This is a genomic window from Pseudomonas sp. GM79 (assembly GCF_000282495.1).
Lineage (GTDB): Bacteria > Pseudomonadota > Gammaproteobacteria > Pseudomonadales > Pseudomonadaceae > Aquipseudomonas.
In genome coordinates, this window is record NZ_AKJE01000122.1 from 1 (window position 1) to 22,168 (window position 22,168).

Sequence of the window (22,168 nt, forward strand, 5' to 3'; positions counted from 1 at the left end):
AAGGGCCCGACCAAAGAAGGCGATTCGGGGACGAAAGATGGGACGAATGTTTCCGGGAACGGCAATGGTGGTGTAAAAGGAGGGGGGCGGGGGCCAGTAGCCAACCCGACACCAGCGCAGGTTGCCACTGCTGATAAGTTGGGTGTTGATCCTCGGTGGGTGAAGCCTGACGGAAGTCCCGATTGGCCAACAAAAGCAAATAATGGTTTTGACGGAGGGTTCAATGGGCCGCCGACGATTACTGAGCTTCAGCCGGGCCATACATTTGACAGGTATGGTGGCCGTTTTGATGAGAAAGGTAACTTTACTGATCAGGGTAAATTTGTGGCGCCGACAGACGTGCCGTTTGATCAGCGCGCCTTGCCTGACTCAAGTCTGAGATCACCCTATAGGCAGTATGAGGTTTTAAAGCCTATCCCAGAGGTAAACTCTGGAAGCGCAGCTCCTTGGTTTGGAAAGCCTGGCATGGGGACTCAGTATCAATTACCTATGAGCATTGATGAGTTGGTGAAGGAAGGTTTCATCAGACCGATAAAATAACCCGAGGTAGCAGCAATGGAACTTGAACAGTTAGCCGAATATTTTTTCAAATATGCGCGTGAGCAGGGAAATCCATATGAGAGATTTCCTTTAGGAACTGAAGTGGATGAGTTTGGTGCTCCCTATATTGAAATTTCTGAAGCTGGGAAGCTGGCCATTGTTGCGAAAGATCGCGGTGAAGAATGTCTAAGGAAAGAAACGACGTCGCCGGAAGTATTGGCCAAATGGGTGTATGAGATTTTCAATAAGGAATAATAAGGGGGGAGCAGGGTCACCCATTAGCCCGATTTCCGCCTAGGATTTTAATAATGAGTACAGAAAACACCAGCATCCGGCTTGGGGATGAGTATGACGACGTGTTGAAGGCCACTTTGGTTGCGGTGCTAACATCACGTGGCGCAGTAGGCGCGGGGAGTTCCTGGGGAGTAGGTGGGTCCCAAGAGCTTGATACAGCACGCGTCAAACTAGGCGGCGCCGTGATAACCATTGAGTCCGAGACGTATATGGGGCTGATGATTGAAGGACCGAGGTCGATCGTAGAGGCGCTGGCACAAGAAGTCAGTGAGTACTTGCGGTCCGGCTGATCACGTTCGCTGTTATTAGTTTTTTGTATTCCCCATGAAACAGGCGACCAACAGGTCGCCCATTTTCATTCACTCCGCTGCCAACGCCCGCAACCGTCTACCAATCACATCCATCAAATCACAACCATCTCGCAACGGTATGGCCAGCAGTTTGGAGAAGTCGGAAAGCACCACCGTATCGCAACCAATCTCGGCGCGAAACGCGATGTTTTCCAGCACCTGAGTAACAGTGCGGATTCGGTAGTCAGACATGGCGTGCAGAACATCGAGTGGATCTTGGGTATCGATAAGCAACGATGCCGGAATCAAGTCAATCCCGGTGAGGGGCATGTCTCTATCCATCGGTGGAGCCTCGTTTAGTTTATTGAGACTCGTTAATCAGGTCGCCAAACCCGGCCGCCATTTGGGCAACGGGCGGACTATGAGCTTCATCGTTCCAGCGGTGCTAGTCGCCTGATTCCGAGATGGGCGTAGGAGATTTATCTATCCCTCACTGCCACAAACATCGCCACCTCATGCAACGAAATGCCTAATCAAAAGGGGAGCGCAACACCCCCTACCGTCCGTCAACCCCCACCCAAAATGGATCCATTCATTGACGCCAGAATTATGGCCATCTAACATCGCGCCATCATTCTGCTATCACTCTCCATTCGAGGGAACGAACATGTACCCACCCGCCCTCGTGGCGAGGTTGTGCCTGGCTTTGCTGTGCCTTTCTCCGCTGAATCTTGCTCACGCCGCCCCCACCCCCGGTGAAACCGATCTGATCCGCGAACGTCAGGATCGCTTGCTCGAAGAGCAGCGTCGGCGTCTTGAAGAGCTCAAGGAATTACCCGGCAAGGAGGCCAAACCCACGCAACCGACGGCCCCAACCGACGCCCGTTGTTTCCCCATCAAGGACATCGAGCTCAAAGGCGCCGACAGTCTTTCGGACCGCGATAAAAATCGTCTGCTCAAGCCTTACATCGGTCAGTGCCTAGGCGTCACGCAGCTCAACGAGTTGCTGAAAGTCATCACCGATCACTACATCGAGAAAGGCCTGGTCACCAGCCGGGCCTATTTGCCGCAGCAGGATTTGTCCGGCGGGCATTTGAAGGTGCTGGTGGTCGAGGGCAGGCTTGAAGGATTGAAGGGCGCGGAGGGCAGCAAGCTGTCGGACCGTGAACTGGGGATGGCTTTTCCCGGCAAGCGTGGTGAGCTGGTCAATCTGCGGGAAATCGAGCAGATGGTGGATCAGTTGAACCGCTTGCCGTCGAATCAGGCGCAGATGGAGTTGTCGCCGGGCAAGAACGTTGGTGGCAGCGAAGTACTGGTCAAGAACACCCCGCAGAAACCGTGGCGTGCCGGGTTGTCTCGCAGTAATGACGGCCAGCGCAGCACCGGTGAGCAGCAGTGGGGCACGACGTTTGATTGGGACAGCCCGCTGGGTCTGGCCGATCAGTTGATGCTGCGCGGCGGTCACGATGCGATGACCGATCACCAGCACACCTCCAACAACGCGATGCTCAATTACAGCTTGCCGTGGGGCTGGTGGAATTTCAGTTACACCTACAGCCAGAGCGAGTACCGCTCGCAAGCGCAGGCCAACGGTTTCAACTTCAAACAGACCGGCGACAGTGAAAACCATCAGCTACGCGCCGAGCGGGTGATCCATCGCGACGCCCTGAGCAAGACCTCCCTCAGCACCGGCCTTTCGTACCTGCGCACCAATAACTTCATCGAAGACAGCAAACTCAAGCTGAGCAGCAACCGCATCAGCGAAGCACAGTTCGGCATCAACCACGGTCGACGGGTCGGCAGTGCCTTCGTCAACCTCGACTTGGGCATGCAGGAAGGCATCGGCGCGTTCGACGCTCAGGGCAACGGTCACCCGGGCCCCGGCGAGCCGGACGCGCGTTACCGCAAGTACACCGCCACCGCAAGCTATTTGCAGCCGTTCAAACTGTGGGGCGAGTCCTTCAGTTTCAGCAGCCTGATGACCGGCCAGCGTAGCGAAGACGTGCTGTTCAGCCCGCAACGCACCAGCCTTGGCGGGCAGTCGTCGATCCGTGGTTACAAGGATCAATCCTTGTCCGGCGACAGTGGCGGTTACTGGCGCAACGACCTGCGCTGGAGCCGCCCGGTGACCCTGGAATGGCTGCGTCCGGTGTTCGCCGAATACGGCACCAGCCTCGGTTACGACCAGGGCGTGATCCGTGGCGACCGTTACAACGGCGATCAGCACGGGCGCATGTCCAGCAACTCCGTGGAGCTGTTTGCCCGGGGTCAGCACCTGGCCGCCAGCGTGACCTTTGCCCATTCCCTGGAGCGCCCGGACACCCTGACCGAGCGTGAAGCGCCGATCTATTTCCGCGTGGATGTCTTCCTCTAAATTCTGCTTTAACGAGATTCAAATCATGGACGTTCGTCAACTGGCCTTTCTGGCTGGTCAGCCTTCTGCTGCCATCAAAAACCGCGAGCACTTCTGGGGCATGCCCAAGCGCGGGTTGGCGTTCCTGTTGGCCAACGTCATGTTCTGGCAACCGATGTGGGCCCAGGCCGACGGGATTGTGGTGGCCTCGCCAGGCACCAGCCTTGGGCAGGCGGGCAATGGGGTGCCGATTGTTCAAATCGCCACGCCCAATGGCACGGGCCTGTCGTATAACCAGTTTCACGATTACAACGTCGGCGCCCAGGGCGTGATCCTCAACAACGTCGCCAACCAGACTGGCGCCACGCAACTGGGCGGGATCATCGTCGGCAACCCCAACCTGACCAACCGGGTGGCGGCGCAAACCATCCTCAACGAAGTGGTCGGCGGCAGCCCCAGCCAGTTACGTGGTTACACCGAAGTGGCGGGGCAGTCAGCCCGCGTGATCGTCGCCAACCCCTACGGCATCAGCTGCAACGGCTGCGGCTTCATCAACACCCCGCGCGTGACGCTGACCACCGGAAAACCGGTGCTGGACAACGGTCGTCTCGATCGTTTTCAGGTCGATCAGGGCAGCGTTGCCATCGACGGCGCCGGGCTGAATGCCAACAATGTCGATCGCTTCGAAATCATCACCCGTAGCGCCAGGATCAACGCCGAAATTCAGGCGAAAAACCTGACCATCATCGCCGGCCGCAACGACGTCAACGCCGACAGCCTCAACGCCACCCCCCGCGCCGATGATGGCAGCGCCAAACCACAATTGGCCATCGACTCTTCGGCGTTGGGTGGCATGTACGCCGGAGCGATCAAACTGGTGGGCACCGAAGCCGGGGTCGGGGTGAAACTCGACGGCAACCTGGCGGCCAGTGGCGGGGATATCCAGCTCGATGCCAATGGGCATCTCAGCCTCGCACAGACTTCTGCCACGGGCGCCGTCAACGTCAAAGCCGCCAGTCTCGACGCCCAGGGACCGGTTTACGCCGGCACCGCCGTCAACGTGCAAACCCAAGGCAACCTGACCAACCAGCAAACCCTCGCCGCCCGGGACAACATCACGTTGAGTGCCGGCGGTGTGCTGACCAACAACGGCATCATCGAAGCCGGGGTCAACGCCGACACCAGCCGCAACGCCACGGGCGATGTGAGCCTGAGCGCGCAGAACCTCAACAACACCGGTAAGACGGTGGTGGCCAGCCGTACCCTGACGGTCAACACCAGCCAGACTCTGAGCAATCAGGGCGGCACATTGAGCGCCGCGCAAACCGCCAACATCACGGTTGGAACGCTGGACAATCAAAATAACGGCCGGGTGTTGAGCAAGGGCAATCTCAACCTTACGGCCAGTCAGGTGCTCAACGGCCAAGGACTGATTAACAGCAGCGGTAATCTCAACGCCACCCTTGGCCACCTGAACAACCGCAATGGCGAGGTCTCCAGCACGGGCATCACCACGGTTGTGGGCCAGAGTCTGGACAACAGCGGTGGCAGCCTTGTTGCTCAGCGCGGGCTGGATATTCGCCTCGACAATGCGTTGAGTAACGTCGAAGGCCTGATCAGCAGCGAAGGCACTCTGACGGTCAACGCGGCCAGCCTCGACAGCACTCGCGGCAGCTTGTCGAGCGCCGGCGCGCTGGCGCTGACCGCGACGGGAATGCTAAACAATCAGGACGGTTCGATCACCACCGACAGCCGCCTGACCCTCAAAAGCCAAAGCCTGAACAACCGCCAGAACGGCCTGATCAGCGGCAAGAACGCGACCACCGTCACCACCGGTACGTTCGACAACACTCAGGGCGGGCAATTGATCGGCGGCGATACGCTCGACTTGACCGCGACCCAAGTCAGCAACGGTGTTGCCAGCCGAATCGCCAGCGACAAGGCCCTGACCGCCAGTGTCACCGGTTTCGATCAGCAGGGCGGTCAGCTGTTCAGCAAAACGTCCCTGAGCCTGGACCTGAATCAGGGCCAACTGAACAACCAGAACGGGCTGATCAACGCACCGTTGCTGATGTTGAAAAACCTCAAGGACGTCAACAACGGCGGCGAAATTTCCAGCGCCGAGGCCTTCACACTGGCCGCGCAGAACCTGGACAACAGCAACGGCAAACTGCTGAGCAATCAGAACCTGACCCTGCGCATCGATCAGGCGCTGACCAATCTCAAAGGCCTGATCGCCGCCGTAGCACTCGACGTCAAAGCCGCCAGCCTGGACAACAGCGGCGGCACGCTGACCAGCCGTGCCAACCTCGACCTGAACCTCGACGGGCTGTTGACTAACCAAAACCAAGGCCTGATCAACGCCACCACCGGCCTGACCATCAACAGTACCGGCCTGAATAACCAGAACGGTTCTTTGCTGGGCAGCGCCATTGCCATCGACTTCGGGGCGGCCACCGGGGACCTGAACAACAGCGGCGGTCTGATCACTACCGCAGGCTTGCTGAGCCTCCAGCACCTGCGCGACCTGAATAACCAGAACGGCGAAATCTCCAGTAGCCAAAGCCTCGACCTCACGGCTCACGCCCTGGATAACAGCGACGGCAAACTGATCAGCAGCAACCTGCTGACGGTCAACGCCGACACGGTACTCAACCAAGGTGGTCTGTTTTCCGGCTGGCAAGGTCTGAGCCTCACCAGCAACAGCCTGGACAACCGCAACAAAGGCACGCTGTCGAGTCACGCCGCCGATGTGGCCGTCAGCGTCAGCGGTGCGATTCTCAACAGCGGCGAAGGTGCGCTGGTCAGCCAGAAAACCTTGAGCGTCAACGCAGCGAGCCTGGACAACAGCAACGGCGGCATTCTCTCCAGCGCCGGTGCCCAGACCTTGACCCTCAGCGGTCTGCTGAACAACGCCCAAGGCGGTTTGATCGACAGCGGCGCAACCCTGGCCATGCAGGCCATGACCCTGGGGAATGCCGGCGGCACGGTCAACGCAAAACAGGACCTCAGTTTCACCGGCACCACACTGGATAACACCGGCGGCAATCTGATCGGCAACGCTGCCGTGACCCTGGACCTGCTCGGCATCCTGACCAACACCAAAGGCAAACTGGCCAGCGCCGGCCCGCTACTGGTGCAGCGCGCCACGCAAATCAATAACCAGGGTGGCCAGCTCACCAGCCAAGGCTTGATGACCCTACTCACCGGTGGCCTGGACAACCGCAATCTCGGCACCATCGCGGCCAACGATCTGCTGACCATCACCACGGACGGTACGCTGCAAAACAGCGCCGCCGGCCAGATCTACAGTCAGAAGGGCGACCTGAAAATCCAGGCCGCCAGCCTCGCCAACGCCAAGGGCACCCTGCAAAGCCAAGGGGCTTTGAACCTCACGGTCAGTGGAGATATCGACAACCAAAGCGGCCGCATCGTCGCCACGGACGGTGACTTGACCATCAAGGCCACCAACCTCGACAACCGCGGCGGTGTACTCGCCAGCCTGCAAGCCGCGTTCACGGCCAACCTGAGCGGCGTACTGAAAAACGGCTATGACCTGAACAACAACCGCCGCAGCGGCGTCACCCAGGCCCAGCGGCTGAACCTGACCGCTCTGGGCGGCATCGACAACTACGGCGGGCGTATCGCTGCGCAAAGCGGCGACGCGATCATCACCACTGGCAACTTCGACAACCGCAATGGCGGCCTCTATGCCAAAGGCAAGGTCAACGTCACCGGCAACAATTTTGACAACAGCGGCGACAATGACGGCCAGATCGCCGGTCAACAGATCGACCTCAACCTCAGCGGCGCCCTGAACAATCGACTGGGCATCATCGAGAGCGACAGCACCCTGTCGATCAAGGCCGCCAGCCTCGACAACCAGACCGGTCAACTGCGCGCCCTCGGCACCAATGGCAAAACCAGCTTCCAGATCGGTGGCCTGTTCGACAACCGCAACGGCACCCTGGAAAGCGCCAACACCGACCTGACAATGGCGGTGGGCAGTTTCCTCAACGGCGGCGGCAGTTTGTTGCACGTGGGCAACGGCACCTTCGACATTTCCACCGCCAACGTCACCGGCGCCGGCGGCAGCATCGTCACCCGTGGCGGCCTGACCCTCAACGCCGACAGCTGGACCAACAGCAACGTCATCCAGGCCGGGCGTCTGAAGGTCAACGTCAACAGTTTCACCCAGACGGCGAGCGGTCAGTTGCTGGCCTCGGAGAGCCTCGTCGGTACCGGTGTCAACTGGTTCAACGAGGGATTGATTGCCAGTGACGGCAGCCTGCAGCTCAACCTCAGTGGCGCCTATACCGGTGCAGGTCGAGTCACCAGCCTGGGGAGTCTTTCGCTCAACGCGGCCAGTCTGAATCTGGCCGAAGCGGGACGAATTGCCGGCGGCGGGCCGACAGATATCAGTGCCTCCGGCCCGATCATCAACTATGGGCGGATCACGTCAAATGACGATCTGCTGCTCAATACGGCATCCCTCAGCAACTACGGCACCGTGGGAAGTGCACAAGACCTTACGGTTAACGCCTCGCAATTGCTCAATCAGCAGGGCTTGATTTTCAGCGGCGCGGACATGCAGATACGCAGCAATACGCTGACGAATAGCTATGGCGACATTTACAGCCTGGGTGACTTGACCGTCTCCCGGAACGCGGCGGGCGAGCGGGCAGACGTTATCGAAAACATCTCCGGCAGCCTGGAAAGCGCCGGTGACATGCGCTTGCTGGCGACTTCAATCAGCAACCGCAGGGACGTGCTGACCTTCGCGGAGCAACGGGTGAATGGCACTATCACCCACAGCTGCAGCCATTGCTCGGACGAGTGGAACGTCTGGTACTACGTCACTGAAGTGTATGAGCGCACGGTCGATAAAGACTCGCCGTCTGCCTTCCTGACATCCGGGGGTAACCTCGATATCACTGGGTCGAACTTCCTCAATCAATACAGTTCGGTGTCGGCTGCCAAAAACATCAACATCACGGTCGACACATTCAAGAATGAAGGTGTGGATCTAGAGACCATTACTTATCGCAGCCACTATAAAAACCCTGCCGACCAGGAGCCGGGAAGCATCTACCTGGGGTTGATCGACCCGGGCGGTGCGGTCAACGAGTACAACAAGTACAGCGCCAAATACGTGCCGTTATACCGGCGGGCCAATGGCGGTTACTTCTACCAACAGGAGAGCGGATTAAGCACCGAACTCAACCCTGATTACGATCCGTCGAAAAACCTGCCGGTGCCTGAAGCGGTCACCAAATATGGGGTTTTCTCGGCCACGCAAACCGCCAGCACCGGTAAAAGCATCAACGCCGTTATTCAGTCCGGTGGCAGTACGACCATCACGGCTTCGACTTCTTTCAACAACAGCGTGCAAACGGTCAACGCGCCCATTGTCACCAGCGACAGCAAGGTGGACGCCACCGGCACCCAACGTGCGACCACCCCGTTCATCGTCCACCTCAACAGCCAACTCCCACCGGACCTGGCCCAACAACGGGTCGACCCCCTCTCGCTGCCGGGCTTCGTGTTGCCGCAAGGTACAAACGGCCTGTTCCGCCTCAGCGCGCAGGGCACCACCTCCGGCGCCGCCAACAACGGTCCGCAAAGCTGGACCCTGGGCGGTGCCAGCATCACCCCGACCCAGCGGCAGCAAACGGTCCCTGCCACCAGCGCCGTCACGATCAACCGTGTCCAGGGCTTACCGGCCAACAGCGTTCAATCCAAACCGCAGAAATACCTGATCGAAACCAACCCGGTACTCACCGACCTCAAGCAATTCATGAGCTCGGACTACCTGCTGTCGAACCTCGGTTACGACCCGGACACCAGCGCCAAACGCCTGGGCGATGGCTTCTACGAACAACGCCTGATCCAGCAAGCGGTAGTGGCCCGCACTGGCCAACGCTTCATCGGTGGCCAGACCTCCGACGAGGGCTTGTTCAAATACCTGATGAACAACGCCGTCGCCAGTAAACAGGCACTCAACCTGTCGCTCGGCGTCAGCCTGACCTCCGAACAGGTCGCAGCCCTGACCCATGACATTGTCTGGATGGAAACTGCCGAGGTGAACGGCGAGCAAGTGCTGGTGCCGGTGCTCTACCTGGCCCAGGCCAACAACCGTTTAGCACCCAACGGCGCGTTGATTGCCGGCAACGACATCACCCTGATCGCCGGCAAGGACCTGAACAACGCCGGCACCTTGCGCGCCTCCAACAACCTGTCGGCCACCGCCGCCAACGACCTGGTCAACAGCGGCTTGGTGGAAGCCGGCAACCGCCTCGACCTGAAAGCCAGCAACAACCTCGTCAACAAGGCCGGCGGCATCATCGCCGGCCGTGACGTCACGCTCACCGCCACCCGGGGCGACGTGATCAACGAACGCACCGTCAGCAGTTACGACGACCAGAACGGCCAATGGTCCTGGTCCCAGGGCTTTGCCGACAGCGCGGCACGGATTGAAGCGGCCAACAGCCTGACCATCGGTGCCGGGCGCGATTTCAACACCATTGGCAGCGTGGTCAACAGCCGGGGTGAGCTGACAATTAAAGCGGGCCGGGACGTGAACATCGTGTCGGCGCAGAAGAGCAACAGCATCACCGATGGTCGGGATCATAACGATGCGTCGGTGACGCAGCTTGGCTCGCAGGTCTCTGCAGGTCGCGACCTGACCATTGACGCCGGCCGCGACCTGAGCGCCATTGCCAGTCAGATCGATGCCAAAGGCGACATCGGAATGGCTGCCGCAAACAATCTGACCCTGGCCTCGGCGGCGGATGAACAGCACTCGTATGAAAAAACCGAGAGTGTCACCCGCCAGGAAGACCATGTCAGTCAGGTATCCACGGAGATCACCGCGGGGGGTAGCGTTGCCCTGAAGGCGGGCAAGGATTTGACGCTGATCTCGAGCAAGGTCACCGCTGGGGATGAGGCCTATCTGGTGGCCGGTGACAAGCTCGAACTGCTGGCGGCGCAAGACCGCGACTACACGCTGTATGACATGAAGAAAAAGGGCGGTTTCGGCGCCGAAAAAACCCAGCGTGATGAAGTCACCGATGTAAAAAACATCGGCAGTGCAATCACCACCGGGGGCAACCTGAGCTTGGTCAGCGGTGGAGATCAGCGGTATCAGGTGGCGAAGCTGGAGAGTGGTAAGGACATCATTCTCGACAGTGGTGGAAACATCACGTTTGAAGCCGTCAATGATCAACATGTCGAGAGTCATGAGAAGAGCAAGTCAGATATGGCTTGGTACTCGATGAGTGGCAAAGGTTTCACTGATGAAACGCTTCGACAAAGTGTCCTGATCGCTCAGGGAACTCTGGCGATGCGGGCCGCCGGCAAAATCACTATCGATCTCAAGCAAATTGATCAGAAAACAGTTAGTGAAACCATTGATGCGATGGTGAAGGCTGAGCCCGAACTGGCCTGGATAAAACAGGCAGAAGCCAACGGCCAAGTAGACTGGAGGTTGGTCAAGGAAATTCATGAGAGTTGGAAATATGACAGTGCGGGTTTGGGCGCTGCGTCGGCATTAGTTATTGCTATTATTGCCAGCATGTTTCTAGGTCCTTTGATGGGGGCGATGGCCACCAACTTTACCGTGGGTACGGTCAACAACGGTGGTGATTTGGGCGCAGGCCTGAAAGCTACAGTCAGCAAGGATGCCATCAAGGGATATGCCACACAGTGGGCCACTGGCTATGCGTTGAATGGGCTTGATGGGATGGTGAGTGGCTGGAATACCAACGGCGCACTCATTCTGAAAGCTGACGGGATCATGAACCCAGGCTACTCAGCAAGCATGCTCGATTGGAATACCGTAAGTCAGAACGTCCTACGCAGCACTTCTCATGCGCTGGTTGCAGGCACTATCAACACCGCAATCAATGGAGGCAGTTTAAAAGATAACCTAGGTTCAGCCTTAGTCTCTGAAGGTTTGGATCTTGCTGCCGCATTCGGCAACAAGCAGGTCGGTGATCTTGCCGAATATTTGAAAGTCGATTCGGGGTCGGCACAAAAAATATTGATGCATGCAATATTGGGAGGTGCTCTTTCGGCGGCAAGAGGGGGAGACTTCAAAACCGGAGCCCTGGCGGGCGCGGTGGTGGAGGGAGTGAATGCGATCGCTACCGAGTCCTTGGGCAAATATTTGGATTCGCGTTTTGCCACGGATGATCAGTTCAAGGTAGGTACCGCTCAGATCATTGGTGTGTTGGTTGGTGCGCTAGCTGGAGGAGATCCTGAAACGGCCAGTTGGGTCGCAGGGAACTCGGAGCGGTATAACGCCCAAGTCCATCGGGAAGCTACGGAACGGGTGAGGGGTGACTTAGATAGCCAACATCTTGAAGGCAAATACCTTGATCTAGAGCCTCAGGATGTTCTTGTTGATCTACAAAAAATTGTTGATGGCGAAAAGGATCGTTCTAAACTAAATCCTAGTGTCGTTGACTTTCTTAACCAGTACCCACCAGCAATACTTCGCGATAGGTTTTTTGAGCCGACAGAAAGAGAAAGACTCATACAGCTTGGAATTGAGATAGCATTTCCATCCATCAGTGGTAAGGGCAAGGCTGCGGTAACGGTTGGTGAAAAGGTCATTAAGGAGGTATCTGAGGCAGCAGAGAAAAAATTTGAGGCTGAGCTTGCCAAAGATGCTATATCAGTAGCAGCCGTAAAATTGAATCAAAGTCAGCAACAGTCAGTCACTAAGATTACTAATACCCTGAATAACTTCAAAGATCATGATATCGTTGGTACATTGAAAGATATGGCGGGAACTCCAGTTCCCAAAGAGGGTGGCGGATTCTGGAATCACCTTCAGGAAATGAGTGAACGGCTTACGAGCCTTCGTAAACACTCTGATAGGTTAAAAGATGTCAATAATGCAGAGGCGCAAGCCGCTCGACAGGCTGCGCTTGATGCAATAAAACGCATTGAGGACGCAATTATGGGAGCGGGTATATGAAAAAGACATTTCGATCAATAGCGACTAATCTAAATAGCTCGTGGCAACCAGAAGCTGACCCCTCCTCTTTGACTCAGTGGTATCTTTCTGTTTGCGATGTACCTCTTGAAGATCTTCGTATTGAGGATTTGTGTCGTGCAGTTAGGCAGGATTTGTTTATATCGGATTTGTTACCGGTCGCGGTTTCCACTCTAAAGAAGGATCTGCTTTCGGGTTATATAGATGATGGCGAGTTGTTGGCGGCGGTTGCACGATTGTCGCCACTCTATTGGATTGGTAATATGTTTCTGGCAAAAAAAATGTTTTCGATTCTAATTGAAAATAATGAGGCTTTGACAGCAGAACCTGATGCGGTTGAGTCAGCAAATGTTTTGAAGGGTAAGTTGCTCGATATTATTGATTAGGAGGCAGGTGGAAGAGGTCGGTTCAAGGAAAACGGGGGGAGAGTCCCCCAGGAGCGTAAAGGGGACGGATTCTGAGAAATCCCCGCTTTTTCCTACAAAAAATCAAGAAGTTGGGAATTGAAGAGACCTGCATGGGTCGGCAGCTTGTATTGCACCACACAAAAACAAGATCCCGAACCCATGCAGGCCATCCGATTCTTACACAGCGCGCTCACCCAAGCACTTCCCACTGTCCACTCTCGTCGTCTGAAAACGCTGATGTGTTGTGTCAGTTCGTTACTGCGAGGCCGCCGTCTGACGCTGACAGGACTTGGTCGATTCATGTCAGGCAAGGCCTATCCAAAACACGCCATCAAACGAGTGGATCGGCTGTTGGGAAATCGCCATCTGCAATCAGAGCGCTCGTTGTTTTATTGGGTCATGTTGCGAGCCCTGCTGGGCCCCCTGAAACATCCCTTGATTCTGGTCGATTGGTCACCGATTGATGCCGCGGGAGAGTTCTTTTTGTTGCGCGCCGCCATCCCGTTGGCTGGGCGCTCGTTTCCTATTTACGAAAGCGTTCACGAGCGTGAAGGTTGCCCGAAATATCAAAAGCGGTTGCTGCAAACGTTGGCCGAAATGCTACCCAAAAACTGCGTTCCGATCCTTGTTGCCGATGCAGGTTTTCGACGGCCCTGGATCAAGGCTGTCGAGGCGCAAGGCTGGTATTACGTGGCTCGGGTGCGCAACCGCGACCTTTACCGAAGCGACTCGAACACCTGGTTGCCAGTGAAAAATCTCTACGCTTTGGCGTCATCTTCACCGAAGTCGCTGGGCCATATCGAGATGACCCAAAGCGCTCCGCATATCATTCATTTGTACTGCGTCAGACACCGCGCCAAGGGGCGAAAACATCAACGCGTTACCGGTTCAATCGCCAAAAACAAGCTCAGCAGGCAATCGGCCAATCGTGAGCGAGAGCCGTGGTTGCTGGCCAGTAACCTGCCGGAGGCTCAATGGAATCCTTCAAAAATCGTGGCAATTTACAAGCAGCGGATGCAGATTGAAGAAGGCTTCCGGGATGTGAAAAGCGAGCACTTCGGTGTTGGTGTGACTCGCCATCGAAGTCACTGCCCACGCCGAATTGAAGTGCTGTTACTGATCTCGGCGTTGGCTAACTACATCATTTGTTTAACCGGGTTACAGGCCCGCGAAGCAGGTCATGAGCATCGCTTTCAAAGCAACAGTCTTAAACATCGACGAGTGCTGTCGTTGTGGCGATTGGGCTTGGAATACTGGCGTTGCGGACGCGGCTCAAACTCTCGGGAAACCTTGGAGAGACTTGAGCGCACATTGCGAGACGAGGTACATCAACAGGCACAGGTGCTGGGGTAGATTTGTGGGGATCCCTCAGGGACGGATTTATTTTCTAAGCTGTGCAATGGCCAAAATATAAATCCGTCCTCTTTTTTTAGGGTGGCGGGTACTGACAGCGTTAACACTGTTCAATATCTGCAGAATATTGCCAATGGAATGTCAAAAGAAAATGCTGCTTTGAATACCTGGACAGACCAGATATCCCAAAAATACGGATACACGAAGGTCGAAAAAATTGAAACCATCGGCGAAATTACCTATGTCACTTTCGGAAAGTAGATATTTGTTAGCGCAAATACTGGATGGAAAGTCGCCAAGCATCGTGTTGAACATGATGCTGGAGGTCGTTCATGATATAGATAAGCATGCTTTAGCAGATATCTTTTTGGAAGAATATGATCGTTTGGATAGCAGAATCCTTCCTGTGATATGGCATTGGAAGAGTGCTAAATCGATTAGAGGTATATCTGATCAGGAATTTGATGAAGCGGTGCTTACGCAGATGAGATCTACGGGTTACATGGTGTAAATAATAGGGGAGAAACCCTGAGGTCTTCCCTCTTGTCGGTTTGGTGAGTAAATAAATCTGTCCCCTTTTTATTTAGGGGACGGGTGGCTGAGGATTTTGGCCTAATTCCAGGAGTATCCCTCAGAGAGCAGGGTTATCCCAATGGAGTTCCGATTGAGATTATGAATTTTCCAGGTGCTAAATAGTGAAAGAAAAAGAGATATTGCCAGCTCTTGAGGAGCTTGGCTGGCGCTGTGGTAAGGATGAGGCTGGAGACTATTTTTGCCTCATGGATATCGGCAAGGAACAAGTTCAGATTATTCCATCGATAGGGAAGCGTCCTGACCATTTTCGAGTTTCATTCATGCCCTCCGTCTCTACGAAGGACTTTACGGCTGCTGCTGCATTCATCTTGGGTGAGGCTAGAAGTCACGTGCCGATTATCGTAAGTAATGACGTGCCAGAGAGAGTAGTTGATTTTTCATTGGGTAATGTTGTCAGACTTTCTCAGGCGGCTATATCTTGGGCTAATGCGCAAGATATAGAGCAAGGTTTAGCGTTCTATAGGCACCTTTCCACAGACGCAAAGGGTGCCAGGCCACTATGGCATTTGGCTGCTTTGGCAATAGCGGGAGATGTGGGCCGTCTCTCAAGTTATCAGCGCAGCTTCGAGTTGGGCGACAGATTGGGCTTTGTTCCGTATATCAATGCGCAAATGCTAGAGCGTGCTCTTTTGGTGGCTCGGGATATACAGTGACCCCTTGACCACAAACCCACCCCGCGCCGGTGTTGTTTTTATCCTCCCGGCTTAGGACTAATCCTAGTCAGGCAGTAGCTACCCGTTTACGAAGGTCCGTTTGAGCGGAAAAAGGGGACGCCCATTAGCCGGTCTCAAGTCAAGGTTAATGGGTGTCTCGTTTTCGGTTGTTCATGGTAAGGGCACAAACTTGGATTACTTTAATGCTCAATAAAAAAACGGTATTCATCTGCCCTGTATGTATGTATCCCGATCTTGATGAAGCACCCTATGATAGTTTTGGATGTGCTTCATACAATATTTGTCCATGTTGCGGAACGGAGTTTGGTTACGATGACTCCTCGGTTACGCATCTTGCTTTACGTCAGAGGTGGAGGGAGAGCGGTATGAGGTGGTGGAGTGTTAGTCAATCTCCCCCGCAGGGATGGAGTGCAGAGCTACAATTGAAAGGTATGCGCTCGGCGGAAGAGTGAGCATTTAAAAAAGGGGGTAGAAATAATAAAGAAAGGGGGTGTTTGGTTTTTTGGGGGGCAGAAAATAAATATGTAAACTTTTTCTGCTGAAAGTCTGCCTGCGGCTAATTTAGTATTTATAATGCGCCGTTTTGAAAAATATTTACGCATCAGCCAAATATAAATTTATAAGGACTTTCCTACGTGAAGAGAAGTAATCTGCTAACTCTGACCCTGATTCTGGCATTAACAGGCTGCCACTCCAGCGTCAGGGACTCTTCCCCTAGCCTACTGAAGGACGGTGTCCAGCTACACCAGAACAAGGTGGCAGTCGATGCGCAGCACGCCAAGGTCATCATGAAAGCCTCCGGTAACACTTCTCCGGTAGAGTTCGCGGTCAGGCGCGCAGCGGATCCTGACCAGCGTATGGAGGTGCTTGGAACCGTGGTGGATTCAGGTCAGGGGAAGGTATTCGGCTGGATCGCCAAACTTAACGAAGTGGTCAACAGCGCGACTGTTAAACGCTTCCCACAACTGGAAGTACAGGCCGATGCCGATCAGCCGTTCCAGGTGTCGGGTTATTCAAAGGGTGGGGGAGTCAGGAATACTTACAGCTGCGGTCCGCTCAAAACAACTTTCATACCGGAAAGAAGCAAGGTCTATTTGGTGGAGTTCCAGTTTGTTGGTAGCCGCTGTGAGCAGCATGTTTACGATATAACTCAGCCTCAGGAACGCATTCCCGTGATGAGCATGCCTTCAGCGTAAGGCTCATTTATTTGTATTCCCTATGTAAATCGGGCGGCCCATAGGTCGCCCGTTTTTCATTCACTCCGCAGCCTGCGCCCGCAATCGTCGACCAATCACATCCATCAAATCACAACCATCCCGCAACGGTATGGCCAGCAGTTTTGAAAAGTCAGAAAGCACAACCGTGTCGCAACCGATTTCTGCGCGAAAGGCGATGTTTTCCAGCACTTGGGTGACGGTGCGAATGCGATAGTCGGCCATGGCTTGCAGGACGTCTAGCGGGGCTTGGGTATCGATGAGCAACGATGCCGGGATCAGGTCGATTCCGGTGAGGGGCATGTATCTATCCATGGGTGGAGCCTCTTGTCATTGATGAGGACTCTCTGTGGTCGGGTCGCCAAACCCGGTCGCTTTTTGGGCGACCGGCGGACTATAAGCTTCATCGTTCCAGCGGTGCAAGGTGCCTGATTCTGAGGTTGTTGTAGGGCATTTGCCCCAGTTGCAGTCAGTCAACCGGACGCAACCTACAGAACACCGCGCAACTTTGTGGGAGCGAGCCAGCTCGCGATAGCGGTGCATCAGTCGACATCCATGTCGAATGTTAGTCAGTCATCGCGGGCAAGCCCGCTCCCACAGGGGATTGGTGGTGTTCACGGATGCTGTGACCAACCCGGATCAAGCAATCTACCCCCCATGACAGCAACTGGCCGGCGCCTTGTCTTCATACCGATCGTGATGCCGCACCCAATCCATGATCTCCTCTTCATTACGCCCCTTCGGCGTGAGGTCGAGGTAGTTGTAGGCACCAACCAGCAAATCCAAACCTCGGGCATATGTTGAATAAGTGTGGAGAATCTCCCCCGCTTCATTGCGATAAAACACGCTGAGCCCTGGGAGTTCTTCTTCTGCCCCGTCGGTTTTTTCGTAGTTGTAGGTAGCTTTTCCGGCGGCGACGTCTTCGGCTCGGGCTGAGACGCCAAAGTCATAGTTGAAGTCGCAGCCTTCGGACGAGACCCAGTCGAATTTCCAGCCCATGCGCTGCTTGAACGGTTGGAATTCGGCGAACGGTGCGTGGGAAACCGCGACCACAGCCACGTCGTGATGGGCCAGGTGTTGGTTGGCGCCGTCGATGTGGTCGGAGAGGAACGAGCAGCCTGGGCAGCCTTCGTCCCAGCCTGCGGCGAACATGAAGTGGTAGATGATCAATTGGCTGCGACCGCCGAACAGGTCGGCCAGGCTCAGTTCGCCGTTGGGGCCCTGGAAGCGGTAGGGTTTGTCGATTTTCACCCAGGGCAGGGCGCGGCGTTCGGCGCTGAGTTTGTCTCGTTCCTTGGTGAAGGCTTTTTCGTGGGCCAGGTGTTGTTTGCGGGCAGCGAGCCATTCTTCCCGGGACACGACCGGATGGTTCTGAATGTTCATGGTGATTTCTCCTGCATGCTTTGGCGAAAGTCGATCCGCGCAGAGGGGTAAACCGTCTTACACAGCCTAGTCGTTTGGCCTGCGCTCAAATCGACAGGCCGCCGGTCGGTAGGGCGAAATACCTCGGCTGAACGGCTGCAATTCATGTCGGTCACAACCTATGAAGGCCATTTCACTCACGGGCTCTGGAGGTTGATCAGGATGACGACTTATAACTGGGATTTGATGGAGCGCTTGCTGCATGAAGTGCAGAACGGCGCTGGACACAGTTTCACTCCACGGCCTTATGCCGAACAGTATGCGGCGGCGAAAGCTGCCGCGGGTGAAACGTTTGAGAACCTGGATCACCTGAAAACCGTGGCGGGCGAGTACGAAAAATTACTGCTGCTGCGGGGTTACATCGAGCCTCGGCCAGAAGATCAGGGTGGCAATGGCGAGAACTACATTTTGACGCCCAGAGGCTCGAGTTTGTTGAGCCTGATCGACAGCAGCATTCCGGGTAATGAGCATCCGCGGCAGGTGCTGGATGAGCAGGAAGATGCGCTGGATGAGTTGACGTTTGATGAGGTGGCGTCGAAGGCGCAGATTGCCTGAAGATCGCGTTTACCCCCTGTGGGAGCAGGCTTGCTCGCGAATGCGGTGTGACAGTCGACATAGATTTGAATGTTGAACCGCATTCGCGAGCAAGCCCGCTCCCACATTGGATTGTGGTGGTCCGTTTAATCCTTCCGCGCCGCTTTCAGGCATTTCAAATCAGCGAAATCCTTGCGCACACCTTCAATCTTTTGCAGCAACCGTTCACGTTGAACCGGTGTGCTCTCGGCCATCACGTCCACCAGCAACGCCCGAGCCTGGGCTTCGGTGTTGGCGTAGGCCTGGCGGTAAGCCGGTGTCCACAAACTCTCGCGATTCACCAGAAGTGTCTCGATTCGCTGTGGGAATTCTGGGCTCTGCCGCTGCGCGACTGCCGCGCTGAATTGCTGTTGCCAATGGGCGCGGTTGGCAATCCATTGCTTGTTCTGATCACCCAAGGCATTCGACCAGGCCATGACCCGTTGCTGTTGGCTTGGGTTGAGCGGGCCGAGCCAGTCATTCAGGCGTTTCTCCATGCGCTTGCTCCGCTCTCTGATCTGTTGTTCCAGAGACGGTTTGAGGTAGGCCTCCTGGCGTTTGCGTTGGTCCTTGGCGAAGGCATCGTTCATTTCCGCGACTTGCTTGTCATCAAGGCCCTGCAACAGCTCTATGGCCGACGGGGTGATTTCCCGGGCGGTATCGGCGATGGCCTGTTTGGCTTCCTGGGTGCGGGTTTGCAGTGCGGCGTCGGTGATCTGGTTGGCTTCGACCATGGCCTGTAAGCGATCGAGCCAGTCGAGGTAGCCGGGCAATTGCGTGGTGCAGTGCCAGCTCAGGTGTTCCTTGAGGCGCTCGTTGAACCAGTCTTTTTGTTCGTGATTCATCTCCAGGTAGTCGCTGAGCGTCCAGGGAATGATCACGTCGAGGTTGCGGTAAGCCAGGCCCACGCGGCTGCACGCGGCGACGGTGAGGCTAAGGGTGAGGATGACGCCGATCTGCTTCAACCAGTGCGACATGACGAGTCCTTGCGAAGACCTGGTTTCTTAAGGGTTCTCTTGTGTGATCGCGGGATAAGCCCGGCAGTTCAGCCAATTAATAGAAGCTGTGCGCAGCCTTGAGCGTCACCAGACCGTCGCACTGGCTATTGTGGCCAGAATAAGCGGAACAATCGCTGCCGCTCAGGCTTGAATCACTGTAGATCAAGTCCAGATCGATGCCCATGAACGGCCGGGACAATTTCACTGACCAGTCGGTAAAGCTGCCGACATACCCATCGTCGACGGACACCGGTGTGTTGAGCTGGTGGGTGGTGTATTTCAGGCTGATCCCGATGCCGAACGGCTGGTTGCCACTGAGGTCGGCGAACAGGGTGCTGTTCTGTTTGTCCGGGTCGTTGCTGAAGGCCGCGCCGAAGCGACTGCCCAGCAGGGTCAGGCCGCCGAAAAGCTCCTGGCTGTCGAGGGTGTCCACTTTCGGGTAGCTGTAATGGATCATGCCCACTTCGTAGCCGAGGGAGTGATCGAAGGGCTGTTTAAAGCCCATGTAGGAATCGACTTCGAGATTGCTCGAGGGACTCAGCCCCATGCTGGGGGACCATTGACCCACATAGAAGCCGCTGTCGTGGCTAAGGTCGAGGCCACCATGGAACGAGCCGGTCGTCGAAGGTTTGACCAGCCCCTGGGCCATGCTGCGGCTGGGCGTGGTGGCGAGTTTGAGATCGAAGTCGCCCAGTTCGCGCTGAAAGACTTGCGCATTGGCGTCTGAACACCACAGCACGCTGCAGAGCAGGAAAAGAGAGGGCTTGAGCATGCGTCACTCCATGAACAGCGAGGAGCAGGTCCTGAAAACCTGCTGAAACGCTTGATCTAGACGTGTGCAAGCATACCGGCGAATGCTCGGCATCGAGGGCCGTTCGTCGATTTTTGAAATATTGATTTGTTTGATGGGGTATTGCGGGAGGGTTCCAGTCCAAGCGCTTCGAAGCTCAAAGCGCTTAGGGACCAGTTAACACAGGGGGATTACTTTTTGCCCAATGTGATCTGCTTGGACGGGCCGAACGTCTGGCCGCTGACGCCTTTGGCAATTTGCTGGATCTCTCCGCCGGACTTGAGGAACGCAGCGATCTGGTTGTTGATCGATTCGCTGGTTTCAACGGCTGGAGCTGGCTTTGCTTTGCTGTTGGATGCTTTTACACGCATGGCGGCCATTAACCTGTAGAAATTAACTTGGCCAGGCATCGTACAGGAAATACTTGACAATTGCTTGGTAAATATCCTCCCGAAATACACCTTGGAGCAACGCAATTTATCGCAAGTTATTATTCGCAATGCTCCCGTAAGCTGCTGTTTTAACTAAGAACCCAAGTGAAGAAAAAGCGTTTTTCGGATGGGCAGACCATGGGGCGAGGCACCCAAATGGTCTGACGAGCGGGCAAGCGCACCGGGTAAAACCCAGGAAAATTAAGGCCTTCGACGTATTTTCTTGTGCCACCGGACCGGCCGCCGAACGCGGCCCGCAAAACCGGGTAGAATGCCGCCCACGCAATGAGGGTATTGGACATGGCTTTAGTCGGGCGCTACAACAGTTTGCAAGTGGTTAAACACACTAACTTCGGTTTATATCTGGACGGTGGCGCGGATGGCGAAATTCTTCTGCCTAACCGTTATATCCCCAAAGATATTCCCAGCGAAGATGAAGACTGGCTCAACGTTTTTATTTATCTGGACAGCGATGACAAACTTATCGCAACGACCGAAAAACCGAAAGTTCAGGTCGGTGAATTTGCCAGTTTGAAAGTTGTTGAAGTCAACAGCATTGGCGTGTTCCTGGATTGGGGTTTGCCGAAGGACCTGCTGCTGCCGTATTCCGAAGAAAAGCGCCAGATGACGGCCGGCGAGTATGTCGTGGTGCACGTTTATCTCGACAAACACACGCGCCGCATCACCGCGACGGCGCGTCTGGACCGCTACCTGGACAAGACCCCGGCCAATTACACCCCGGGTCAGGAAGTTGATTTGCTGGTGGCCGAAGCGACCGATATGGGCTTCAAGGCAATCATCAACAACAAGCATTGGGGTCTGATCCACAAGAACGAAATCTTCAAGTTCATGCGCGCCGGTAAAGAAGAGAAGGGCTTTATCAAAGAAGTCCGCGCCGACGGCAAGATCAGCCTGAGCCTGCAACCGGTGGGCGAGGAAGCTGCCACTAGCCTGAACTCGAAGATTCTTGCCAGGTTGCGCGACAACAACGGCACTCTGCCAGTCAGCGACAAGAGCGACCCGACGCTGATCAGCAGTATGTTCGGCGTCAGCAAGGGCAACTTCAAAAAGGCCATTGGTGCGTTGTACAAGAACGGCCAGATCGTCATTCACGCTGATCGTATCGAACTCAGCTGACCCTACGCCGCCCGTGTAGGAGCTGGCGCAGGCTGCGATCTTTTGACTGTAAAAGATCAAGATCAAAAGATCGCAGCCTGCGGCAGGTCCTACAGGG

The 22,168-nt window shown here is 55.6% G+C and carries 16 protein-coding genes; 10 read left to right on the forward strand and 6 right to left on the reverse strand.

From position 1 onward, the window contains the following. Nucleotides 1-540, forward strand: a 540-nt coding sequence (locus PMI36_RS0130045; protein ID WP_008076683.1) for a TNT domain-containing protein, incomplete at its 5' end; no start/stop codon positions are given. 15 nt (nt 541-555) lie between these two features. After that, on the forward strand, nt 556-795 hold the full coding sequence (locus PMI36_RS00155) for a hypothetical protein (protein ID WP_008076684.1): 240 nt from the start codon (nt 556-558) through the stop codon (nt 793-795). A gap of 398 nt (nt 796-1,193) precedes the next feature. On the opposite strand, the gene PMI36_RS00145 is transcribed toward PMI36_RS00155, so the two are convergent. After that, nucleotides 1,194-1,466: a hypothetical protein gene (locus PMI36_RS00145; RefSeq protein WP_008076688.1), complete on the reverse strand. Its 273-nt coding sequence runs from the start codon at nt 1,464-1,466 to the stop codon at nt 1,194-1,196. A gap of 325 nt (nt 1,467-1,791) precedes the next feature. Here PMI36_RS00145 and PMI36_RS00140 point away from each other — a divergent pair, with 325 nt between their 5' ends. From PMI36_RS00140 to PMI36_RS00120, 6 genes are all read left to right on the forward strand, one after another. Continuing rightward, the gene (locus tag PMI36_RS00140) at nt 1,792-3,498 is read left to right on the forward strand and encodes a ShlB/FhaC/HecB family hemolysin secretion/activation protein (RefSeq protein WP_008076690.1); all 1,707 of its coding nucleotides are present in this window, start codon (nt 1,792-1,794) and stop codon (nt 3,496-3,498) included. Nucleotides 3,499-3,523: 25 nt separating this feature from the next. Then, nucleotides 3,524-12,460, forward strand: coding sequence for a two-partner secretion domain-containing protein (locus PMI36_RS00135; RefSeq protein WP_008076692.1), 8,937 nt, complete (start codon nt 3,524-3,526; stop codon nt 12,458-12,460). Next, a complete protein-coding gene (locus tag PMI36_RS30130; RefSeq protein WP_050549280.1) occupies nt 12,457-12,864 on the forward strand; it encodes a contact-dependent growth inhibition system immunity protein in 408 nt (135 codons plus the stop codon). The genes PMI36_RS00135 and PMI36_RS30130 overlap by 4 nt, the downstream gene beginning before the upstream one ends. 180 nt (nt 12,865-13,044) lie before the next feature. Next, nucleotides 13,045-14,238 carry an IS4 family transposase gene (locus tag PMI36_RS00130; RefSeq protein WP_032830792.1) on the forward strand — a complete coding sequence of 398 codons (1,194 nt, stop codon included), beginning with the start codon at nt 13,045-13,047 and terminating at the stop codon, nt 14,236-14,238. Between the two features lie 695 nt (nt 14,239-14,933). Then, complete coding sequence (locus PMI36_RS00125) at nt 14,934-15,485, forward strand: DUF6990 domain-containing protein (protein WP_008076696.1); 552 nt, start codon at nt 14,934-14,936, stop codon at nt 15,483-15,485. 656 nt (nt 15,486-16,141) lie between these two features. After that, on the forward strand, nt 16,142-16,702 hold the full coding sequence (locus tag PMI36_RS00120) for a hypothetical protein (RefSeq protein WP_008076698.1): 561 nt from the start codon (nt 16,142-16,144) through the stop codon (nt 16,700-16,702). 60 nt (nt 16,703-16,762) lie between these two features. On the opposite strand, the gene PMI36_RS00115 is transcribed toward PMI36_RS00120, so the two are convergent. Next, a complete protein-coding gene (locus PMI36_RS00115) occupies nt 16,763-17,035 on the reverse strand; it encodes a hypothetical protein (RefSeq protein ID WP_008076699.1) in 273 nt (90 codons plus the stop codon). Between the two features lie 333 nt (nt 17,036-17,368). Next, nucleotides 17,369-18,103, reverse strand: coding sequence for a DUF899 domain-containing protein (locus PMI36_RS00110; RefSeq protein ID WP_008076701.1), 735 nt, complete (start codon nt 18,101-18,103; stop codon nt 17,369-17,371). A gap of 201 nt (nt 18,104-18,304) precedes the next feature. Between PMI36_RS00110 and PMI36_RS00105 the strand changes: the two genes are divergently transcribed. Next, nucleotides 18,305-18,697 (forward strand): hypothetical protein, encoded by a 393-nt coding sequence (locus PMI36_RS00105; RefSeq protein ID WP_008076703.1) that lies wholly within the window; start codon nt 18,305-18,307, stop codon nt 18,695-18,697. 125 nt (nt 18,698-18,822) lie between these two features. Here the strand turns inward: PMI36_RS00105 and PMI36_RS00100 are convergent, their stop codons facing one another. The 3 genes from PMI36_RS00100 to PMI36_RS00090 all read right to left on the reverse strand — a co-directional run bounded on the left by PMI36_RS00100 (nt 18,823) and on the right by PMI36_RS00090 (nt 20,883). Then, complete coding sequence (locus tag PMI36_RS00100) at nt 18,823-19,692, reverse strand: DUF6279 family lipoprotein (protein ID WP_008076705.1); 870 nt, start codon at nt 19,690-19,692, stop codon at nt 18,823-18,825. A 76-nt stretch (nt 19,693-19,768) separates the two neighbouring features. Then, the gene (locus PMI36_RS00095; RefSeq protein WP_008076706.1) at nt 19,769-20,485 is read right to left on the reverse strand and encodes a TorF family putative porin; all 717 of its coding nucleotides are present in this window, start codon (nt 20,483-20,485) and stop codon (nt 19,769-19,771) included. Nucleotides 20,486-20,694: 209 nt separating this feature from the next. After that, on the reverse strand, nt 20,695-20,883 hold the full coding sequence (locus PMI36_RS00090; protein ID WP_017337097.1) for a hypothetical protein: 189 nt from the start codon (nt 20,881-20,883) through the stop codon (nt 20,695-20,697). Nucleotides 20,884-21,234: 351 nt separating this feature from the next. Here PMI36_RS00090 and PMI36_RS00085 point away from each other — a divergent pair, with 351 nt between their 5' ends. After that, nucleotides 21,235-22,071 (forward strand): CvfB family protein, encoded by an 837-nt coding sequence (locus PMI36_RS00085; protein WP_008076708.1) that lies wholly within the window; start codon nt 21,235-21,237, stop codon nt 22,069-22,071. Nucleotides 22,072-22,168: the final 97 nt, after the last annotated feature.